14 protein-coding genes, 1 tRNA gene and 2 pseudogenes are annotated in these 18267 nt (G+C 57.7%); 6 read left to right on the forward strand and 11 right to left on the reverse strand.

Annotation, left to right across the window (positions count from 1 at the left end; translation table 11 throughout):
• Positions 1-128: 128 nt before the first annotated feature.
• Positions 129-242: pseudogene (locus C7I84_RS03205) on the forward strand (helix-turn-helix domain-containing protein); the annotation flags it as partial.
• A gap of 112 nt (positions 243-354) precedes the next feature.
• Here the strand turns inward: C7I84_RS03205 and C7I84_RS29610 are convergent.
• The 9 genes from C7I84_RS29610 to C7I84_RS03250 form a co-directional block, all read right to left on the reverse strand.
• Positions 355-1551 carry a hypothetical protein gene (locus tag C7I84_RS29610; RefSeq protein WP_133170054.1) on the reverse strand — a complete coding sequence of 399 codons (1197 nt, stop codon included), beginning with the start codon at positions 1549-1551 and terminating at the stop codon, positions 355-357.
• Positions 1552-1650: 99 nt separating this feature from the next.
• Positions 1651-1935, reverse strand: coding sequence for a helix-turn-helix transcriptional regulator (locus tag C7I84_RS03215; RefSeq protein ID WP_106770723.1), 285 nt, complete (start codon positions 1933-1935; stop codon positions 1651-1653).
• 20 nt (positions 1936-1955) lie between these two features.
• Positions 1956-3278 (reverse strand): type II toxin-antitoxin system HipA family toxin, encoded by a 1323-nt coding sequence (locus tag C7I84_RS03220; protein WP_106770724.1) that lies wholly within the window; start codon positions 3276-3278, stop codon positions 1956-1958.
• 162 nt (positions 3279-3440) lie between these two features.
• The gene (locus C7I84_RS03225) at positions 3441-6443 is read right to left on the reverse strand and encodes a type I restriction endonuclease subunit R (RefSeq protein WP_106770725.1); all 3003 of its coding nucleotides are present in this window, start codon (positions 6441-6443) and stop codon (positions 3441-3443) included.
• Positions 6440-7057, reverse strand: a complete 618-nt coding sequence (locus C7I84_RS03230; protein WP_106770726.1) for a hypothetical protein — start codon at positions 7055-7057, stop codon at positions 6440-6442. Before C7I84_RS03230 ends, C7I84_RS03225 begins: the two co-directional genes overlap by 4 nt.
• Positions 7054-8928 carry a restriction endonuclease subunit S gene (locus C7I84_RS03235; protein ID WP_106770727.1) on the reverse strand — a complete coding sequence of 625 codons (1875 nt, stop codon included), beginning with the start codon at positions 8926-8928 and terminating at the stop codon, positions 7054-7056. The genes C7I84_RS03230 and C7I84_RS03235 overlap by 4 nt, the downstream gene beginning before the upstream one ends.
• Positions 8925-10955, reverse strand: a complete 2031-nt coding sequence (locus C7I84_RS03240) for a type I restriction-modification system subunit M (protein WP_106770728.1) — start codon at positions 10953-10955, stop codon at positions 8925-8927. The genes C7I84_RS03235 and C7I84_RS03240 overlap by 4 nt, the downstream gene beginning before the upstream one ends.
• Before the next feature lie 219 nt (positions 10956-11174).
• Positions 11175-11528 (reverse strand): hypothetical protein, encoded by a 354-nt coding sequence (locus tag C7I84_RS03245; RefSeq protein ID WP_106770729.1) that lies wholly within the window; start codon positions 11526-11528, stop codon positions 11175-11177.
• Positions 11525-11935: a helix-turn-helix domain-containing protein gene (locus C7I84_RS03250; RefSeq protein WP_106770730.1), complete on the reverse strand. Its 411-nt coding sequence runs from the start codon at positions 11933-11935 to the stop codon at positions 11525-11527. Before C7I84_RS03250 ends, C7I84_RS03245 begins: the two co-directional genes overlap by 4 nt.
• A gap of 95 nt (positions 11936-12030) precedes the next feature.
• Between C7I84_RS03250 and C7I84_RS03255 the strand changes: the two genes are divergently transcribed.
• The 3 genes and pseudogenes from C7I84_RS03255 to C7I84_RS31005 all read left to right on the forward strand — a co-directional run.
• Complete coding sequence (locus tag C7I84_RS03255) at positions 12031-12249, forward strand: helix-turn-helix domain-containing protein (protein WP_080816369.1); 219 nt, start codon at positions 12031-12033, stop codon at positions 12247-12249.
• A 10-nt stretch (positions 12250-12259) separates the two neighbouring features.
• Complete coding sequence (locus C7I84_RS03260) at positions 12260-12526, forward strand: helix-turn-helix transcriptional regulator (RefSeq protein ID WP_106770731.1); 267 nt, start codon at positions 12260-12262, stop codon at positions 12524-12526.
• A gap of 601 nt (positions 12527-13127) precedes the next feature.
• A pseudogene (locus C7I84_RS31005) lies at positions 13128-13469 on the forward strand (tyrosine-type recombinase/integrase); the annotation flags it as partial.
• Positions 13470-13669: 200 nt separating this feature from the next.
• Here the strand turns inward: C7I84_RS31005 and C7I84_RS03270 are convergent.
• Together C7I84_RS03270 and C7I84_RS03275 are read right to left on the reverse strand one after the other, a co-directional pair.
• A tRNA-Ile gene (locus C7I84_RS03270) sits at positions 13670-13745 on the reverse strand.
• Between the two features lie 165 nt (positions 13746-13910).
• A complete protein-coding gene (locus C7I84_RS03275) occupies positions 13911-15878 on the reverse strand; it encodes an adenylate/guanylate cyclase domain-containing protein (RefSeq protein ID WP_245428301.1) in 1968 nt (655 codons plus the stop codon).
• 338 nt (positions 15879-16216) lie between these two features.
• Here C7I84_RS03275 and C7I84_RS03280 point away from each other — a divergent pair, with 338 nt between their 5' ends.
• The gene (locus tag C7I84_RS03280) at positions 16217-17212 is read left to right on the forward strand and encodes a LacI family DNA-binding transcriptional regulator (RefSeq protein WP_106770733.1); all 996 of its coding nucleotides are present in this window, start codon (positions 16217-16219) and stop codon (positions 17210-17212) included.
• Between the two features lie 41 nt (positions 17213-17253).
• Positions 17254-18261: a BMP family lipoprotein gene (locus C7I84_RS03285; RefSeq protein ID WP_165815969.1), complete on the forward strand. Its 1008-nt coding sequence runs from the start codon at positions 17254-17256 to the stop codon at positions 18259-18261.
• The last annotated feature ends 6 nt before the right edge of the window (positions 18262-18267 follow it).

Genomic DNA, 18267 nt, shown 5'->3' on the forward strand with positions numbered 1-18267 from the left:
AATCAACGCGCCCGACCGGGCTGCGCAACCCCGACCAGCTCTACCCGGTCGGGCGCTCAACGTCGTGCACCAAAAGGGGGTCAAAATTGGACGCCGATCCGGGGTCAGTTTTGCAAGCCGTTTGACACATAGTAGATCTCGAAGCAGGTAAGCCTACAGCACAGATCGGAAAAGTGCTGCACGTTCTGCATACGCTGGGCTGCTCCGTTGATATTCTGCTCCCAGGCGAGCGGAAGCGATGAGGTAGAGGCATTAAGCAGGTCCGCCTTGGCTTGATGGCGGTCTCGAAGGGACTTTTGCGAAGACTCGGACGCTCAGTCAACACGCAGTCAGAAAATGTGACCATAGGTTCCGCTAAATGTCCTTCCCCGTCTTCATGATTATTTGCTCAGCCAGATAAAGAAGAAGTTGCACTTCCTTCTGAAGCATATCTTCTTGACCGGAATACGGTATATAGCGCGAAACTTCAGACTCTTTATTATGAACTATAGCGTTCCGTATCTCGTAAATTCGGCCAGATATATTTGGTATAATTGTATTACTGCTTGTGTCTAATCTGTACTTCCCACTAAAAATTACGTTTTCTTCGGTAAAATAAGGACCGTTATCTAATTCGTAAAGATCAATCCAGTCCTTTAAATCCTGTTTGTCGAAATATTTTGACAAAACAATCTTTAATGAAGAAACTTCATTTGTTGTTCTCTCGAAGCCATGGATAGCTTTCACCAGTTCACGAAGTTTTTTCGGCTTTGTATGCGAAAAATCAGGCGCCGTGATTTTTTCTTTTATTTTAGCATGAAGGTCTTCTTCAGAAGCGCTGCTGAAAAAATATTCCAAAATCTTGTACAGAGCCAGGAAGCCGAGAACCATGCTGTCGCTGGAAAGCGCAAGGTTGTAATATCCAACCAACTCCGAATTATAGGTCTTTAAGGGAAATTGAACAGATTCGCTGTTCTTTCGCCCGATCCAATAATACGTACGAGCCCATGATCTGGTGAAAGATATTGGCGTACCATTTCCATAAGCGAAATGAAATATACATGATTCTGCAATCTCGTGCGATTTTCTGGCACTCTTCCCAATGGCAGACTCAGCCGGTGCGTTGACACGAATGGTATACATCCTGAAAAGCTCCGAAATCGCGCGAGAGGAAGAGCGGCCAGGCGGCGGGCCATACATAAGCCGGCGCAATTCTTTGTTCAGTTCATCGGTATCTAGCAGGCTCAAGTAGAAAAGGCTGGATGGTCTCTTTACAGACACCGTGACACCATCACGGGATTCAAGCTGAAGTTGGTCGTCCTCCCTCAAGAACGGTCGACGCGGGCGCGATCCCTCGAACTGAACGACGTGTTCATAGTGTCCAGGCACCCAAATTTGCGTTTCAAGATCGGAACGAAGGTTTGGTTTGCTCTCTAGGTAACTAGCAATATCATCTTTCAATATCAGATATTTATCGGACCCGCGTTCAATTGAGAAATGCTGCTCGTCAAAATCTGACAAGTTTCGCTTTAAACCGCGAACAACACGTTGCGCGTCCTCGACACTAACCATCACACCCCTCCCGGTCAAAACTGAATTGATATAATTTCTATTTGGATTATCATCTGCAGATACGTCAATTACGCTTTTCAGAACAAAAGCTATCGCTGTCTATGCTGTTCGTGATCTTGGGATAAACCCAACTCCAAACCCAAACAGTCGGCCAATCTTCTCCAACGTCTCCAGTGTCGGATTTGCGGTCCCAGCTTCAATCTCGGCTATTTGGCGCCTGGTGAGGCTTAACGACCTGGCAAATTCCTCTTGGGTCATGCCGAAGCCTTTACGGATATCCCCGACTGCTTCGGGTAACGGTAAATCGCCATTGCGCGCACGCTCGGCCAATGTCCGGCGGTTTTCAAGAACTTGTTCTTTCGTTGGCTTCTTCCAGCGGGCCATTTATCAGTTCACCTTCCGCGTCATGAGCAGGCCTCAAGAACGCTATTCGTTATTTCAAGGCAGCGCGTCATCGCTCGCTGCTGAATTTCGGGAGAAGCGCCCCCGTCTTTCGCAAGGTTCGGCGCCTGTCGCAGTTGCTCAGCGAAAGAGTAAAGTGCAGCTGCGATACCTTTCTGCTCATCGGGAATGGTCATCACCCCTGTACAAATCCTCTTCCAGTCAGGGAGGTGATCGAGACCTCTGTCACGCATCATGGCCCACCGTGTCGAGCGAACGATTCCTTCTTTGGCCAGCCGCATAGGCGCGAAGTCGAATAATGGAGCAAGACGGATCGTGCCATCTTGATGCTTGCTCAGAGCCGAGTTCCGGCCGTGATTGTCAGGATTTCCGAGCGCCAGATTGGCAATATCGCGCTTCACATATTCGACGATGTCTGAGAAGGGATCGGCCGAATATAGGCGCAGAACGTCGATATACGCCTCGTGTGTGCCGACATGGCCAAAATCTGCAACGCCGATCGCCGACACGAGGCTTTCCTGGCCCAGCCGGACGGTTCCGCCGCCTTCTCTCTTCTTCCGGTCGAAACGGGGAATGATCAGGACGCCTTCGGCATAGGTCGAAGGTTGGCTGACATTCAGACCGATAGCTTGAGCAATCCGCGAATAGATGGCTTCGCCTTCGAGAATCAGACGGTCTACGGGCTCGTTGCTGCGTACCAGCTTGACGATGACGTGGCTCACGGCCTCATCATCGGACACGAAGCTATCAGGATAATAAAGACCGTCGTTCGCCTGGGTCATGGAGACCTTGGGCCATTCGCCTTGCAGTCCGCTTGAGCCAGAGGCGAGCATTCCAAAGCGATCGGCCACTTCCATGAAGCGATCCGACCGCACGAGGATTTCCTCTTCTGTCACGCCTTGGCGCGTTACCCCATACAGACGTTCCGTTTCGGCCTCTGCCGCTTCTTTGATGCGGATATTGCCTATGCCGCCCGTCGCTGATCGCAGAAGCAGCGGGAGATCAGAGGCGCGCGAGCCTTCAGCGAGCCCTAGGTGGTCGGCAAGCTTTCGCCTTGCATGTCCCTGTGGCATAAGATCCAAGAGAAACGGCGGCCAGCTGCCACTAAATCGATTTTCGAGGTCAACGGGATAACGCACCGACAAAGCGCGATGGTCACGGACCGTTTTTCCGGCCGCGAATTCTGCCGACGCCACGGTGACGAAATAGTCGAGATCGTAATCGACGATCGACGCGCCCTGGAAGCCGGCCGCGTCGTCCTTGAGTTCCAGCGTCGCGGCGTCGTGCCACTCACTATCAAAATGGGCTTGAAGCGTTAGTCGCATTAATTGATCCCTCTAGTGGAACATTTAATGCATTAAACTCGAAAAATAAACCCCATATAGTGGTCCATTTAATTTACGTCCTTAATGCGGTGTCTACTACCTGTCCGGCTAGGTGTTTCCGCCGGCAATCGCCTGGGACGGCTCCCGAAGCGCCCCAGTCGCTCAAGCCTCTTCTCTAACTTCGCGCAATGCGCGGCTGAATAGATGACTGAATACGCGATCGCGATCTTCCGCATTCGTCATGATGATATTCTGAAGGCTATTGTCGCGCTGAAATTGCTTGATCGTCTCCTCTAGAAGGCGACGAACGAATGTGGGTCTGGAAACGTCGGGTGGGTTATTTCGAAGAACCGCCGTCATCTCCTCATCGAGCGCCTTTCGCTTCACTTGCTCAAGGCGGATGAAGTCCTCCTCAGTGAACTGAGTCCCATGGCGCTCGTTAAATGAACTGACAATTTCCGAAAGTGCTTTCGCTTCGTCTTCCGTGTAGGGCTTCGCTCCGAACTCGCTGATTGCTGTGAGCGGCTTTGCCTCGCCGGCCTGTAAGGAGGCAGAACCAGCTTCCTTCTCCTGGACGCGGAAGGCTCGAAGTCGCAACATGTCATCCGTGATTTCAACTTCCGGAGGCTGCTCGCGGTTCGGCAACATCCTGTCCAACCAGTCAGTGTAGGCATAAAGCTTTTCGAGGCTGGTATCGCCAAGGCGTATGATCTGGGCAACAAAACTGTAGAAGCGCTTATAGCTTCTGAGAAGTTGGCGGAACTCCTCTTGGCGCCCCTCGTCCTCTTCCGCCTCAAACCGGCCCACGGCGTTACGAACGAGCGCTTCGAGGCTCACCCGGTCATGAGTAGAAAGCGTTCCCTTGAAGAAGGTGAGAGCAAAACGTTCAACTTCGGTGCTATCAATATAGCCGAATGTGCGGATACGCGTTTCCAACTGGTAGATTTGATTCTTGTCGGAAACCGCTTCGAGGCTGGACACTTCGTAGAACGGGCGGAATGCTTCCTTTATGTCTTCCATGGTGTTCTGGAAATCGAGTATGAACGTCCGTTCCTTGCCGGGGAATGTTCTATTTAAGCGAGAAAGTGTCTGGACCGCTTGGAGCCCCGCCAATTTCTTGTCGATATACATCCCGCAGAGCTTTGGCTGATCGAAGCCGGTCTGATATTTTTCCGCGACAATCAAAACTTGATATTCGGAAGTGTCGAAACGGCGCGGTAGCTCTGTCTCGCTGAACGTGTTCAACTCTGCCTCGGTGTAGGTCTGCCCGTCGATATTCAGTTCGCCGGAGAAGGCGACCAATGCCTTCAAATCCCGATAGCCTTTGTCATCGATATAGGCCTTCAGGGCGAAGAAGTACCGGAGGGCGCTTTCGCGGCTCGACGTCACGATCATCGCCTTCGCCTGGCCATCCAGCTCCGACTTAACGTGGCGCCTGAAGTGTTCGATGATGACTTCGATCTTCTGATTCAGCGCCGTGGGGTGAAGCGAGGCAAAGCGAGCGACCTTGCGTTGCGCGCGGCGAGTATCCAGTTCAGGATCGTCATCGATGGTTTTCTCCAAGGCGTAGTAGGCCTTGTAGGTCATATAGTTTTGCAGCACGTCGAGGATAAATCCCTCTTCGATGGCCTGCCGCATCGAATAGATATGGAAAGGATGCGGAAGTCCATTCGCGCCCATCGTCCCGAACCGCTCAAGCGTGACATTGCGAGGCGTGGCAGTAAAAGCAAAATAGCTGATGTTTTGCTGCGGCCCACGCTGGCGCTGATATTCAGCGATAAGTTCCTCAATCTCGTCCGATGTCGTGGTTTCGTCGTCACGACTAAGCGCATCGCTCAGCGCTTGCGCGCTCTTCCCAGACTGCGAACCGTGGGCCTCATCGATCAGAACAGCGAAGCGGCGGGTGCCTTGTCCGGAAATCACCCGTAGGTGTTCCGTCGAAAATTTCTGAATTGTGGTGATGATGATCTTTGCTTGGCCTTCGATGGCGGCTTTCAATTGCCGTGACGTGCCGTCGATCTTGCGGACAACGCCGGGCGTTTGTTCGAATTGAGCGATCGTGCCCTGAAGCTGCCGATCCAGGACAACGCGATCCGTAACAACAATCGCGGTATCGAACACGGGCCTGTCGGATTCATCATGCAAGGTAACGAGCCGGTGGGCGGTCCAGGCGATGGTATTCGACTTGCCCGATCCTGCTGAATGCTGAACGAGGTAGTTACATCCGCCGCCGTGAGCGCGGGCGTGTCCGATCATTTTCAACACCGCGTCAATCTGGTGGAAGCGCGGAAAGATCAGCGCTTCCTTGCCATCCGTCATGTCCAGGTGGACAAACCGACCGATGATGTCGAGCAAAATGTCACGCGATAGAACGGCACGCCCCTCAGGCTGATCGGCCCACAGATAAGCGACGCGGAACTCGCCTTCGATATCGGGATTGCCCGCACCACCATCATGGCCGCGGTTGAAGGGTAAGAAGCGGGTCTTGCCGTTCTGAAGCCGCGTGGTCATGGATAGGTTGTCCTGATCCATGGCAAAGTGAACCAATGCACCGCGCTTGAAAGTCAAAAGCGGTTCATTCGCTGGTGCGCGGTCCTTGCGATACTGAAGCTCGGCATGACGAAAGGTCGACCCCGTCAGCGTATTCTTCAACTCGAATGTCGCAACGGGCAGCCCGTTGATGAAGAGCGCCACATCAATCGCGTTTTCGTTCTTGGTGCTGTAGCGCAGTTGCCGGATGACGCTGAGAATATTCGCCTCGAACAGGCGCACAAGTGCTGGATTGAGGCTAGAAGCTGGTTTGAATGCGCACAGGAAGAACTTGAGATTTGGGACCAGTTTCACGCCATTTCGCAGCACGTCCAGCGTGCCGCGCTGCTTAAGCCCTTGTTCCACCTGCTTGAAGAATTCAGCCTCTGATGACGCGCCATAGTGAGCTTCGAGCTTGATCCATTCCTCGCCCTGCGTCGCCTTGATGAAATCCAGCACAACTGCTTTGTCGAGCGCCAATGATCGGTCGTAGTCCTCCGGTGCACGTGCGCGATAGCCCTGTCGCTCAACCAGGGCCTTACAGAGATGAACCTCCAGCACCTCTTCGCGGTGGACGTTGTCTTCCGCGAAGCCCTTGGCGTAGGGGTGCGGAGTTGGCGGCTGTTCATAGTTCATGGCCGTTCCCCCCTTGCCATGCGAATGAGCCAATTCTGCGCTACCAAGGCGACGTTGAGTGCGGCCATTGCCGCCTTCAGATGCAGAAGATCGACGTGGATTTCATCCTCGATTGTCGATCCGTCCGTAGATTTGGGCATCCCATAATCACCATATCGGAACGCCTCGGAACCAGGATCAATAGATGCCAGTTCTTCGCACCGCTTGATGATCCAAGGAGGCACATCTTCGCCCGCGTGCTGTTTGTGGTGTGCGTAACTCTTTGCCAGGTTGCCCAGGTGATGGATGTCTTTCTTCACCCGGACAGCGGGCGGAAGGCCCGCCTTCAACAAAAGCTCGAAACAATGGCGGTATAGAAAAAGCGCCGCGTTTGCGACCTGATAATCGGCAACACGCTTGTCCAAAATGGATTCGATCAGGGCGTTTGCAGCCTCAAAATACTGTTCCGCAAGCGCTCCGTCGCGCTCCGCCTGCATCGAGGGCCTGGCGAAGCCTCCGACCACGAAACCAAGAGGACCGGACCATTCGTCGGGCCGCTCGTGCTTTTCCGACAGCGGCTCGAATAGCGGGCGGGTCATGGCTTCCTTGGTGAAGGTTTCCGATGCGACTCTCATGAAAACATATCCCGAGTCATCGTGTGGGCGGTTCTCGGGCCTTGGCCGCGCGGCACGAGCCCTTGACGTTTCATCCATGCAAGCCGAACACGAAGATCGCCTTCGCTGAATTTTTCGCCTTTCTCCGCATGCCATTCCGCCAAAACGCCGCTGATGATCGCGGTGTCATCCGGCTTCTTGCCGTCCATCAGCGCGTCGTTCCAGACGGCGTAGAGCGTGGCTACGGCTTCGACTTGACGACGATCGAGATCACGCAAAAGGTTGATGAGGTTGCGCAGAGCTTCCGCGCGTGGGCCGAGAAAGGTCTTCAGTTCGACGACATGCTGGCCGGCCTTCGGCAACGGAGTGTAGCTAACAGCCCCGCCGATTCCGTCGGGCTGGCGAGCGCGATAGAACCCCTGGGTCTCCAAAGCCTTTTCCGTCTCATCGATCAGGGCACGGTCGAGCGGGCCTGCAGCCTCCCGCAGATAGTTGCCCTCAAGTTCGGTGATGCCGATATGGGCCTCGGCAAGGTAAAGCTCTTTTTGCAGCTTCACCCGCCCAAACTTTGGATTGTTCTGATGCCGGTGGATGATCTCCGCTCCGACGATCACACGAAATTTCAGGCGGTCGGGCTTCGTCGTGGTGACAATTACGGTCTGACGGATGTCCAGTTCGCCAGTGACAGCGGCAGTTATTAAGGCGGCGCGACGTTCCTTGAGGCGTTCCACAGACAAACTGACTTTCGCCGCAACTTGGGCAGCGTAGCTGATTTCGTGTTCGGCGTCTTGGGCTATGCGCTTCTGTTCGTCCAGTGGTGGCACGGGAAGCATGATCAGTTTGAATTGTTCCCAATATAGCCGCAGACGGAAGTCGGTGATGCCTTTCGAGCCCTGCCGCATCTGTTCAATGAACGGCGGGGTGCGCAAGAGGAACTGATAGTACGGGCTGTAAAGATCGCGCACTGGCTTTGCCACCACATACGCCGGACTAACGGCACCATCGACAGTCGAAACGCCCACGGCTCCCTGCCATGCGCGCATCATGTTGTATGCAAGATAGCTAGGCCTCACGCGCTTGTAGCTTGACCGGTCTTCGATCAGGTTCACCTTGCGGTCGCGTTCCTCGTCGCCAAGTTGTCGATCTGATATGCCGGTGTGAATCGAGACGGACAGAACGGGAAGATCGTCGGTGTTTGGTTCCGCAACCTGTTGGAAGAGGTGGCCCGCGCGCCTAATCATCCAGTGTGCGGGAATACGAGGCATGTAATCGAGGCCGGTTTCAGCGCTTGGAGCCGCCTGACCATCGTGACCGATCACAATCTCACTGACAGCTTGCCGGGCACGCTGATCGAGAAGCGCCACTTGTCGTTGTTTCTTCGCGATTAGTTCGTCGACGCGAGCAGTTTCGCGGTCGAGAAAGGCAGCGATCGCCTTTTGGGTGTCGAGGTCGGGAAGCGGAATCTTCACTGAGCGCAGTTTGCTGCGACCAAGCTCAATAAAAGTCGTTCCTTGCCCTGCCGCCTCAAGCTCTGGTTTAGCGGCGACAAGCGCCCAATAGGCAAAATCCGTCCGGATGCGAGATGAGGGCACCAAGCCTCGGCACCCTTGATTGAAGCACATTGCCTGTTGCGAGATGGCCATATGCCCGATGGGCGCACGGATGCTCAGGATGATGCTGCCAGCAGGCACCATCTGCGTTCCGCAGCTCTCATACCCGTCGATGGTGATGTCTCGTGTGCCGGATGAAATGAAGCGATCGGCAAGCCCGCCCAAATCGGCTGGAGTCACCCATGGAATATCCCCGTCCCAATAGCTGCCTTCTCCCGACGCCGGAGTTGCACCGTTCCTGACTGCGAAGACTGCGCCGATGGGGACTGCCGGAAAACTCATCCCGCCACCTCATTTAGGAGACCCGCGATATCCACTTCCAGCGTCTTCAATTCGGCATCGATCTCAGCCAGCGCGCGCGGTGGGTGGTAGCGATAGAAGTAGCGGTTGAAGTTGATCTCGTAACCGACACGGCCCACGCCCCTGTCAGCGTCGTCCCGGTAGGCCTCGTCCACCCAGGCATCCGGTAAAAAGGGTGCCACTTCGCGCGCGACATACGCCCGCCAATCCTCCTTGAGCGGCACGAGTTCGTAATCCCGAAGCTCAGGGTCTGGCTCTGGGTTGCCATCACCGTCACGGCAGATGGCAGCGGTTTCATCTCGCTCGGACAACGCCGCAAGGATTACCTTCTTCACGGGCGCGCCGATCTTGACGCCCGCGCCCTTCAACGCTTTGGCGAGTGCAACCTCGAAGGTGGGCCGATCCTTGAAAAGCGCATCAGACAGGCGGTTCGTGACGACGTTCAGCACGTCATCCTGTTCCGCAGGATCCAGCTTCATGAAGGGTTTGGCGAGTTTCAGCCGCTCGATGCGCTCGACACAGGCCTGAAAATTGAGCCTCAACGGCCGTTCGACCTTGATCTCGCGATAACCGAAGTCCGTCGTGTCAAAGATTTTCGACACTTCCGCCCATGGCCCGCCACCATTCGCCATCTCGTGGAAAATGCGCGCGATGGTCTCGCGGGCGTCATCGCGGATTTCACGGCGCTTTGAGCCGAGATTCTTGCGCATCGGCTTCCAGAACTGCTCGCCCGATGCGTCGATGAGCTGGACTCTTCCTCGCCGCTCCTTGCGCTTGCGATTGGTCAGAAGCCAGACATAGGTCTGGATGCCGGTATTGTAGAAGAGATCGGTCGGAAGTGCGACAATGGCCTCGACCCAATCCTTTTCAAGCATCCATCGGCGAATTTCGCTTTCGCCTGATCCCGCGCCGCCGGTGAAGAGCGGTGAGCCGTTCATGACGATGCCTATGCGCGAACCGGCTTCGTCGTCTCGCATCTTGGAAATCATGTGCTGAAGGAAGAGCAACTGCCCGTCCGAGATACGCGGCAAACCTGCGCCAAAGCGCCCGTCCGTACCTTTCGTCTCGGCTTCAGCCTTGATAGGCTCCTGATACTTCTTCCAGTCGACGCCATACGGTGGATTGGACAGCATGTAATGGAACTTGCGGCCCTTGTGCGCATCGTGCGTCAGCGTGTTGCCGAATGCGATGTTCTCTGGGTCGTGACCGGTGACCAGCATGTCCGACTTGCAGATGCCAAAGGACTCGCCATTCAGCTCCTGCCCGAAGAGTTCGACGCGGACATCCGGATTCAAATCCTTCATGCCCTCTTCGGTGAGCGCCAGCATTCCTCCTGTACCACATGCCGGGTCGTAGACCTGGCGGATGATGCCCTTACCAGTGAGCGCCTGTGCATCGTTGACCAATAGAAGGTCTACAATTAGGCGGATGACCTCACGCGGCGTGAAATGCTCGCCAGCCGTCTCATTGGAGATTTCCGAGAAGCGACGGATCAGATCTTCGAACAAGTAGCCCATGGCCAGCGTAGAAACCGACTGGGGCTTCAGGTCGAGCGCGGCAAACTGCTCGAACACCTTCCAGAGGATCGCGGCTTCGCTCAGCCGCTTCAACTGGTCGGTGAATAGGAACTTGTCGAGGAAGACATCCTTCACTGACGTCGAAAAGCTCGTGATGTATGCGATCAGATTGTCGTGCAGTTGGGCCGGATTCTGCGCTTTGATCGACGCAAACGTAAGCTTGCTGGTATTGTAAACCCGAATGCCACCGCCGATTGCCCCGAACAGCATCATATCACGGGTTTGTTCGTCGATGCCCTGAGGCAACGACAGTTGCGCCCTCAGAACGGCGCCTTTGCTCGGCTCTAGGATGCAGTCAAGGCGGCGCAGCACCACAAAGGGCAGGATCACCTTGCCGTATTCAGATTGCTTAAAGTCGCCTCGCAAAATATCGGCGATCTGCCAGACGAAATTTGCGAGGGTTTTCGCTTGCTGTATGGTCTTGTCGTCCATTCCCGATCCTGTCTTCTGACGCAAATTCCGCGTCACAGAACAAGACCTTGCAGTCGTCCGCCAGACACAGAACGGCCAGACTTCTGTATTCTTTAGCGAATTTTGGTTAAGTAACCGTTTCGCTCCCACACATGGTGTAGGAAATCACATCTTTTCGCAGGGAGTCAAGAAAACGCCGACTCGCGCATCGGCGTTCTTATCTGTTTGCCCTGCACAAGGCTACATCGACCATTTTCCGAACCGATCATGGACGTACCTGATCCGGCTGACCATCTTTCGGCCTCTGACGGCGCTACCGCAGGCGAACAGCATCAGCGACAAGCTCAGCACAGGGTTCACCCAAGCATCGGATCCACTGTTTGCATCGAACAAAATGAGCGAAACGGCTCCCATTGCAGCGAAGAAGACCATCCCGAAATCGTATTGCTTTGAAAGGCTCGTAAGCCGGGCCGAATGTCGGGCATAGCGCAATTGCCTTGCTAACTTCCGCCTTTCGGTTGCCAGTTGGTCGCGCTGGCGACCGAGCACGTACACGCCCTGCATTATCTGCTCTTCGAAGCTCGAGTTACTCATATCGCTGACCTCAGATATTTTTCTGCAATTTCCTCTGTGAATTCGCCGTGTTGTTCGGCGTAGTCGATCAGGAACCGGATGAGCTTCAAGCGCTTGTCCGGTTCCACCTGACAGTTTTCTCTTGCGATGAAAGCGTCAACCGCCCGCGTGACCTGGTGATACAGATCGACGGTGTCCCGATTGTACGGGCTTCCTTCCCCCGTTAGCATCCACACGGGGTTCACATTGAATTTAACATGCAGAAGCCGGAGAATTTTTGCCGGTATCTCGCGATTTCCGCGCTCGTAGGTGTTGTAAGCGCTTTGCGACACCTCAAGCGCTTCGGAAAAGGGCACCTGCTTTAACCCGGAATCCTTGCGGATTTTCCCCAGCCGTTGCCCCATTGCCTCCATGAATCCATCTTGCATCGAAATATCTCAAATGCGATAAAAGTGTTGCGTCCAGCGCGATTATATGATTCGTTCTGCCTCGTGTCGAATTATCTCTATGGAGTTGAGCAGTTATGCAATCTCAGCTTTTATCACCGAAGCAATTGGCTGATCGTTCCGGATGGCCGGTCGCTCGCATCCGGAACCTGATCGCCAAGCAAGAAATCCGTCATGTCCGGATTGGCGGAAGCCTGTTCCTGCCGGAAAACGCCGTGGATGAGTATCTTGCGGCGAATATGGTCGAGCCCAAGCAGAAGGCTTTGGCGCTTGCTGACAACGCCTCCAGAGCGTGAGGAGCGGCACATGAAGCAGCAAGCTGAAACGTTAGCCCCGCGACCGCTCTACAAATTCGCGGTCAGCCGCGTCCGTGCGGCGGAGCTTCTGGATGTCTCGACGGGGACCTTTGACCACTGGGTCCGCCGTGGCCTTATGCCGAAAGGCGTGAAGATCGGCGCGTTGCGCCGTTGGGATGCCGAGGAAATCCGGGCGTCCTGGTACGACATCAAAGAACACGGCTTGAGCGGAGACGAAGACGATGGCGAAAACCCGTTTGATTACGCGGTCGGGTAATCAGCGCGTCCCCTTCAAATATTGCTCGCGGGATATCGACCGGCACGGCAATGAGCGGTTCTATCTCCGCCTGCCAGGCATGCCGAAGTATCGTATGACCTCCACCTATCTGGACGAGGCGGGCAGCGTCACCCAAGCGTTTACCGAGGAATATCACCGCGTCCTGGCTGGCGATCGTGGTGAAAAGGCGGTCCAGATTTCTAGACTGGAGCCGGGCTCGGTTCGCTGGCTGGTCGAGACCTATTACCGGTCCAAGGCGTTTCAGAGCCAGTCGCCGGCCACGCAGAAGGACAAGAAGAGCGTTCTCAATCGCTATTGCAGCAATGTAGGCGAACTGCCCTTCAAGAAGATCCGCAAATCAGACATTGAAGCCAGCCAGATGAAGCGCAGCGGCACGCCCGGCGCAGCCGACAAGCTGGTGAAGTATCTGAAGGCGTTGTTCAATTGGGCTATCAGCGCCGAGCTGGCGACCTTCAATCCCGCGAACGGTGTCACGAAAATCCATAAGTCTCCCGGTTTCCACACCTGGAGCGAAGCGGAACTGGCGCGCTATCGCGCAGCCTATCCGTTCGGCTCTATGGCCCGGCTTGCAATGGAACTGATGCTGAATTTGGGCGTCAGACGCTCGGACCTCGTCAAGCTCGGCTGGCGGAACCTGGTCGCCGACCGCATCGAGTTCATGCCGGAGAAAGGTTCCGGCAAATATGCACAGTCGCTCAGCCTGCCTGTCACAGACGAGCTCCGCGAGGCGCTGGACGCGATCACGCATGATCAGCCGACCTTCCTTATAACCGAATACGGCAAGGCGTTCAGCGGGAACGGCTTCGGCAACAAGATGCGCCAGTGGTGCAACGATGCCGATTTGCCGGAATGCTCGTCGCACGGCCTCAGAAAAGCGTCCGCAACGATCCTCGCCGAGGCAGGTGCTACAGAACATCAATTGATGGCGATCTTTGGCTGGTCTGATTCCAAGATGGCTCAGCACTACACCAAAGCCGCCCAGTCCAAGCGGATTATCGATGCCGGTTTCGAGCGTCGGAAGACCTATGTGGCCCGCAAAAATGTCCCACTTTCATCGAGCCGGAATTCCGGTGAGGCAAATCGAGGAAAAAATGATGGAAAAACAACGTCCGAAGAAAGAAATGGTGGGCCCGGAGGGACTCGAACCCCCAACCAAGCGGTTATGAGCCGCCGGCTCTAACCATTGAGCTACAGGCCCCACACGACGCTGGATTAGTCGGTTCGCGGTCTGCGCACAAGCCTCCAGCGCTTTGCAGCACGAACTCGGCTCACGAGAAACCTTGGCGCGTCCCGTCAACGTGCGCCGTGACCTGTGAGCCCCTGGCGGTGCAGCACGGCTGGTTGGAGGACGCCAGGTCGTCGGTCAGGCGGCGCTACCTGCTTCGGCTTGCGGTTCGCGGTCGGCGCTGCCGCGGCTGCCGTCGGTGACGATGCCGACGACCTCGAACACCTGCAGGCCCTCCATGCGTCCCTTGGCCTGGGCCAGGCCGAGCGGCCGGAAGGCGATCGCTGCCGAGCATGCCTCGCGCACGGCGGCGCTCGCCAGGATGGTGGTCCGATACGCCTTGTTGATCCCTTCCAGGCGCGACGCCACGTTGATGGTGTCGCCCATCGCCGTGTATTGCAGCCGCTCCTGCGCGCCGACGCTGCCGACGACGGCCTGCCCGGTATGGATACCGAAGCGGGTGCGGAACGCCGGCAGGCCTTTCTCTGCCTGCGCCCGGTTGAAAGCGTCCAGCCTCCGCTGTGCCTCGAGTGCCGCCCGGCATGCGTTTTCCGCGTGCCGGGCATCGGGAACGGGGGCGTTCCACATGGCGAAGATCGAATCGCCGAGAAACTGGATGATCGAGCCGTTGTGCAGGCTGACGGCCTCCTCGAGGATGTCGAAATATTCCGACAGCATCGCAACCACCTGTTCTGGCGGATGCGCCTCGCTGATCGTGGTGAAGTCGTAGATGTCGGTGAACAGCGCGGTCAATTCCTGACGCACGGCGGTCCGTCCGGTGAAATAGCCCGACTGGATGCCCTTTCGCACGAACTCCTTGGGAACATAGAGCGCGAAGGTGAAGATGGCATCGCGTGCCCTGTTCATGGCGCGACCGAGCGTGGTGATCTCGGTGACGTGCGAACTGACGTCCACCGGGGTCGCGAAATCCAGGTTTTGCAGCCTGTCGGCGCTGTCGGTCAGACGGTGAAGCGATTTGGTGATCAGGCGCGACAGCATGAGCGCGAACAACACCGCGCCGATGACGATCATTGCCGAGACCATGAGGGCCTGCAGCAGCGAACGGTTTGCATCGGCCATCAGTTCGTCCATCGGGGCGGCGACGACGACGCGGTGGTGGGCAAGCAGCAGCGGCGATTTGAGCGGGGTCACCAGGGTGAGGAAATCCCGGTCCCCGGCCGCGATGATCCTGGGCTGCGCGGTCCAGGAATCGTCGGAGCGGACGCTGTCGACCACCGGATCCGGCGCCGCCGGCGGCGAAGCGGTTCCGCCGCCGGCCAGCAGTCGGTCCATGAAGGCGCGATCCGAATGGATCACCGGATTGCCGGAGGTATCGACGATGAAGGTCACGGTCCCCGGCGTGATGCGTTCGGCGGCGAGAAAGTCGGTGATCGTGTCCAGGATGATGTCGACGGCGATGACGATCTTGCGGTCGGCGCTGTGCGACTGTGCCACCGTCATGCCGAGCTTGCCGGTGGTCGCCATCTGGTAGGGGCCGATCGACACGGGGCCGGGGATGTTCGCGGCGGCCTTGTACCAGGGCCGGGTCCTCGGATCGAACTCGGTGGAAACCGGCGGCAGCTGCCCCGCCGCGGCGCCCTTGCCATCCTGGAACGCAACGGCCTGGACAGGGCCGCCATTCTCGGAATGCAAGCTACGGACGGCAAGGGCGGCATGGGCCGGTGCGCCGAGCGCCGCCACCCAGCCGGGCGTGCGCAGGTTGATGACGTGCAGGAAAGAACCGTCGGGATAGCCGGCATAGGCGCCGTCGAGATGCGGGGCACGCCTGATGATCTCTCGCAGCACGACGGCCTTGTCGTCGAGCCTTTCCGGCGGCGGCCTGAGGAACGCGTTGGGGACCGAGGTGATGAGACCGATCGACGTCGTCGTCTGGTCGGACAGCGCGTTGAAGCGCTCGACCAGGCGCTCGGAGAACACGCGCATCCCGGCCTTGGCATCGTCGATGGCGGCGTTGCGAGCGCGATAGTAGTTCAGTCCGATCAGCGCGGCGGCGACGATCAGAATGAGCGAGACGGTCGTGGCGGCGAGCAGCGTCTGGAGCGGGCGGCTCCAGATGCCGCGTGCGCCATCCGACGTCCTCGGCAATCCAGTTTCGGTTTCCGCCGTCCTGCGGCTCTGCATTTGCGGTGCCGGGCACTGTCGGTGCATATCTGGCTCAGGACTTTTCCTCACGATATCAACGGGATCGCGTCCTGGTTGGCGAGTCCCTCCATCGATTTCACGAGCTGGACCCGAGGTCAAGTCGAAGCTGGGCGACGCGCCGGACATTCAACCGCCAAACTCAAGGCGCCCTCCGTGGTCGTCTGTTGCGCGGCCTGCCATGAGTGCGATGAAAACGCGCCGTCGTCAGCTTGGAAATACGCACGAAACCGCTTTACTAAACCGGTTGTGCTGACTAGTGTCCGGGGCAGCAAGGGGAGCAGATGAGCACGATCCAGGATGTGGCAGCGGCTGCGAAGGTCTCGGCGACGACGGTGTCGCGCTACCTCAACAATCGTCTCGAACTGCCGGCGGAAACCGCCGGCCGCATCGACGCGGCCATCGCCGAGCTCGACTACCGCCCCAATGCGCTCGCCAAGCGGCTAAGCCTGGGGCGCTCGGAGGCGATCGGGCTGGTGACTCCCGAGATCGCCAATCCCTTCTTCGCGGAGCTGGCCGCGGCCGTCGAGGACGAGGCGGAGAAGCATGGCTATGCCGTTTTGATGACCAGCACCGGTGGCCGCCGCGAGCGCGAGATCGCCAGCCTCCGGCGCCTCAGGGACCGCCACGTCGACGGCCTGATCATGATGACCAACCAGCCGGACGACGGCACGCTGGCGGCTGCGGTCAACCGGCAAGGTCATGTCGTGCTGATCGACGAGGACATTCCAGGCGTCAACGTGCCGAAGGTGTTCGTCGAGAACCGGCAGGGCGCCTACCTGGCCACCAGCCATCTGCTCAAGGCCGGCCATCGTCATATCGTCCATATCGGCGGACCGTCGGACCTGTTCAGCGCGATGGAGCGGCGCGCCGGCTATCTCGACGCGCTGGCGGAAGCGGAAGTGGCGCCGCCGCCGACCCGTCACGGCGCCTACTCGCGCGACTTCGGCCTTGAGGCGATGCGGGCGATCCTGGACTCGGGGCAGGTGCCGACTGCGGTATTTGCCGGCAGCGACTTCATCGCCATCGGCGTCATGCAGGCGATCAAGGAGCGGGGCCTTCGGGTTCCCGAAGACATCTCGCTCGTCGGCTTCGACGACATGCCGTTCGCCGACCTGCTGGCTCCCGGACTGACAACCGTCCGGCAGCCCGCCGCCGAACTCGGCAGGGCCGGGCTGCGGGCGTTGCTGGACCTGTTCGAGAAGAAGACGCCCGCGGCCCTGACCAGACTGCCGGTCACGCTCGTCGAACGCCAGTCGGTCGCGGCCCCAAGGCGCTGAAAGGGAACCTCCATCCGATTTCAACAATGGGAGTATCAGTCATGAAAGTACCAGCATCGATACGACGCGCGGCTTCCGCCGCGTTGATGAGCCTTGCCCTGCTGACGGGACCGGCATCGGCCGACGAGTTCAGCGCCGTCTACGTGATGAGCGACAATCTCGGCGACATGGGCTTCAACGACAATGCCGCGACCGGCTTTGCCCGTGCCGAGAAGGAAGGGGTGCGCGTCCGCCTGCTGCAGGCATCGCCCACCGATCCGCAGCTGTGGCGGCAGAACCTCGAAGCGGTGTCGAATTCCGGCAAGTGGAGCGTCGTCTTCACCGGGCCGAACATGCACGACAATCTGGCCGCCGTCGCGCCGCAGCACCCCGAGCAGAAATACGTCTTCTTCGACGACGAGCTCAAGGAGCCCAACGTCCTGTCGGTGAAGTACGCGCAGAACGAGGGCTCCTATCTCGCCGGCGTACTGGCCGCGGCCGCGGCGACCGACGCCAAGACTTTCCCGCTGTCTTCCGGCGAGCCGAAGATCGCGGTGATCGCAGGCATGGACCTGCCGGTGATCCAGGACTTCATCGTCGGCTTCAAGCAAGGTGCGGCGACGGTTTCGCCGGACATCGACGTGCAGGTCATCTTCATCGGCAACTTCAACGACGCGCAGAAGGCCTACGACCTCACCAGGACGGCGATCGCCAACGGCGCCAACGTCGTCTACAACGTCGCCGGCCCCGCCGGCCTCGGCATCCTCAAGGGCGCGGCCGACTCCAAAAAATACGCCATCGGCGTCGATTCCGATCAGAACGGCCTGCATCCCGACAACGTGCTGGCTTCGATGCTGAAGCAGATCGGCAATTCGATCCACGACTCCATCCAGCAGATCCAGGCGGGCAAAGCGGAGTTCGGCACGCTGAAGGTCTACGGCCTCGCCAATGAGGGCGTCGGGCTCGTCTACAACGACGCGCTGGTGCCGGCCGAGGTGAAGGCGCTGGTCGACGCGGCGAAGGCCAAGGTCGTCAGCGGCGAACTCAAGGTCGAGACCGCATTCAAATAGTCCTCC

The sequence above is a fragment of the Kumtagia ephedrae genome (genome assembly GCF_003012745.1).
GTDB lineage: Bacteria > Pseudomonadota > Alphaproteobacteria > Rhizobiales > Rhizobiaceae > Kumtagia > Kumtagia ephedrae.

Coding starts and splice junctions, on each gene's coding strand:
- C7I84_RS03225 (WP_106770725.1), bottom strand. CDS start 6,443: ATGAACTATGAACAGCCGCCAACTCCGCACCCCTACGCCAAGGGCTTC.
- C7I84_RS29610 (WP_133170054.1), bottom strand. CDS start 1,551: ATGGTTAGTGTCGAGGACGCGCAACGTGTTGTTCGCGGTTTAAAGCGA.
- C7I84_RS03220 (WP_106770724.1), bottom strand. CDS start 3,278: ATGCGACTAACGCTTCAAGCCCATTTTGATAGTGAGTGGCACGACGCC.
- C7I84_RS03280 (WP_106770733.1), top strand. CDS start 16,217: ATGAGCACGATCCAGGATGTGGCAGCGGCTGCGAAGGTCTCGGCGACG.
- C7I84_RS03240 (WP_106770728.1), bottom strand. CDS start 10,955: ATGGACGACAAGACCATACAGCAAGCGAAAACCCTCGCAAATTTCGTC.
- C7I84_RS03215 (WP_106770723.1), bottom strand. CDS start 1,935: ATGGCCCGCTGGAAGAAGCCAACGAAAGAACAAGTTCTTGAAAACCGC.
- C7I84_RS03255 (WP_080816369.1), top strand. CDS start 12,031: ATGCAATCTCAGCTTTTATCACCGAAGCAATTGGCTGATCGTTCCGGA.
- C7I84_RS03235 (WP_106770727.1), bottom strand. CDS start 8,928: ATGAGTTTTCCGGCAGTCCCCATCGGCGCAGTCTTCGCAGTCAGGAAC.
- C7I84_RS03250 (WP_106770730.1), bottom strand. CDS start 11,935: ATGCAAGATGGATTCATGGAGGCAATGGGGCAACGGCTGGGGAAAATC.
- C7I84_RS03260 (WP_106770731.1), top strand. CDS start 12,260: ATGAAGCAGCAAGCTGAAACGTTAGCCCCGCGACCGCTCTACAAATTC.
- C7I84_RS03285 (WP_165815969.1), top strand. CDS start 17,254: ATGAAAGTACCAGCATCGATACGACGCGCGGCTTCCGCCGCGTTGATG.
- C7I84_RS03245 (WP_106770729.1), bottom strand. CDS start 11,528: ATGAGTAACTCGAGCTTCGAAGAGCAGATAATGCAGGGCGTGTACGTG.
- C7I84_RS03230 (WP_106770726.1), bottom strand. CDS start 7,057: ATGAGAGTCGCATCGGAAACCTTCACCAAGGAAGCCATGACCCGCCCG.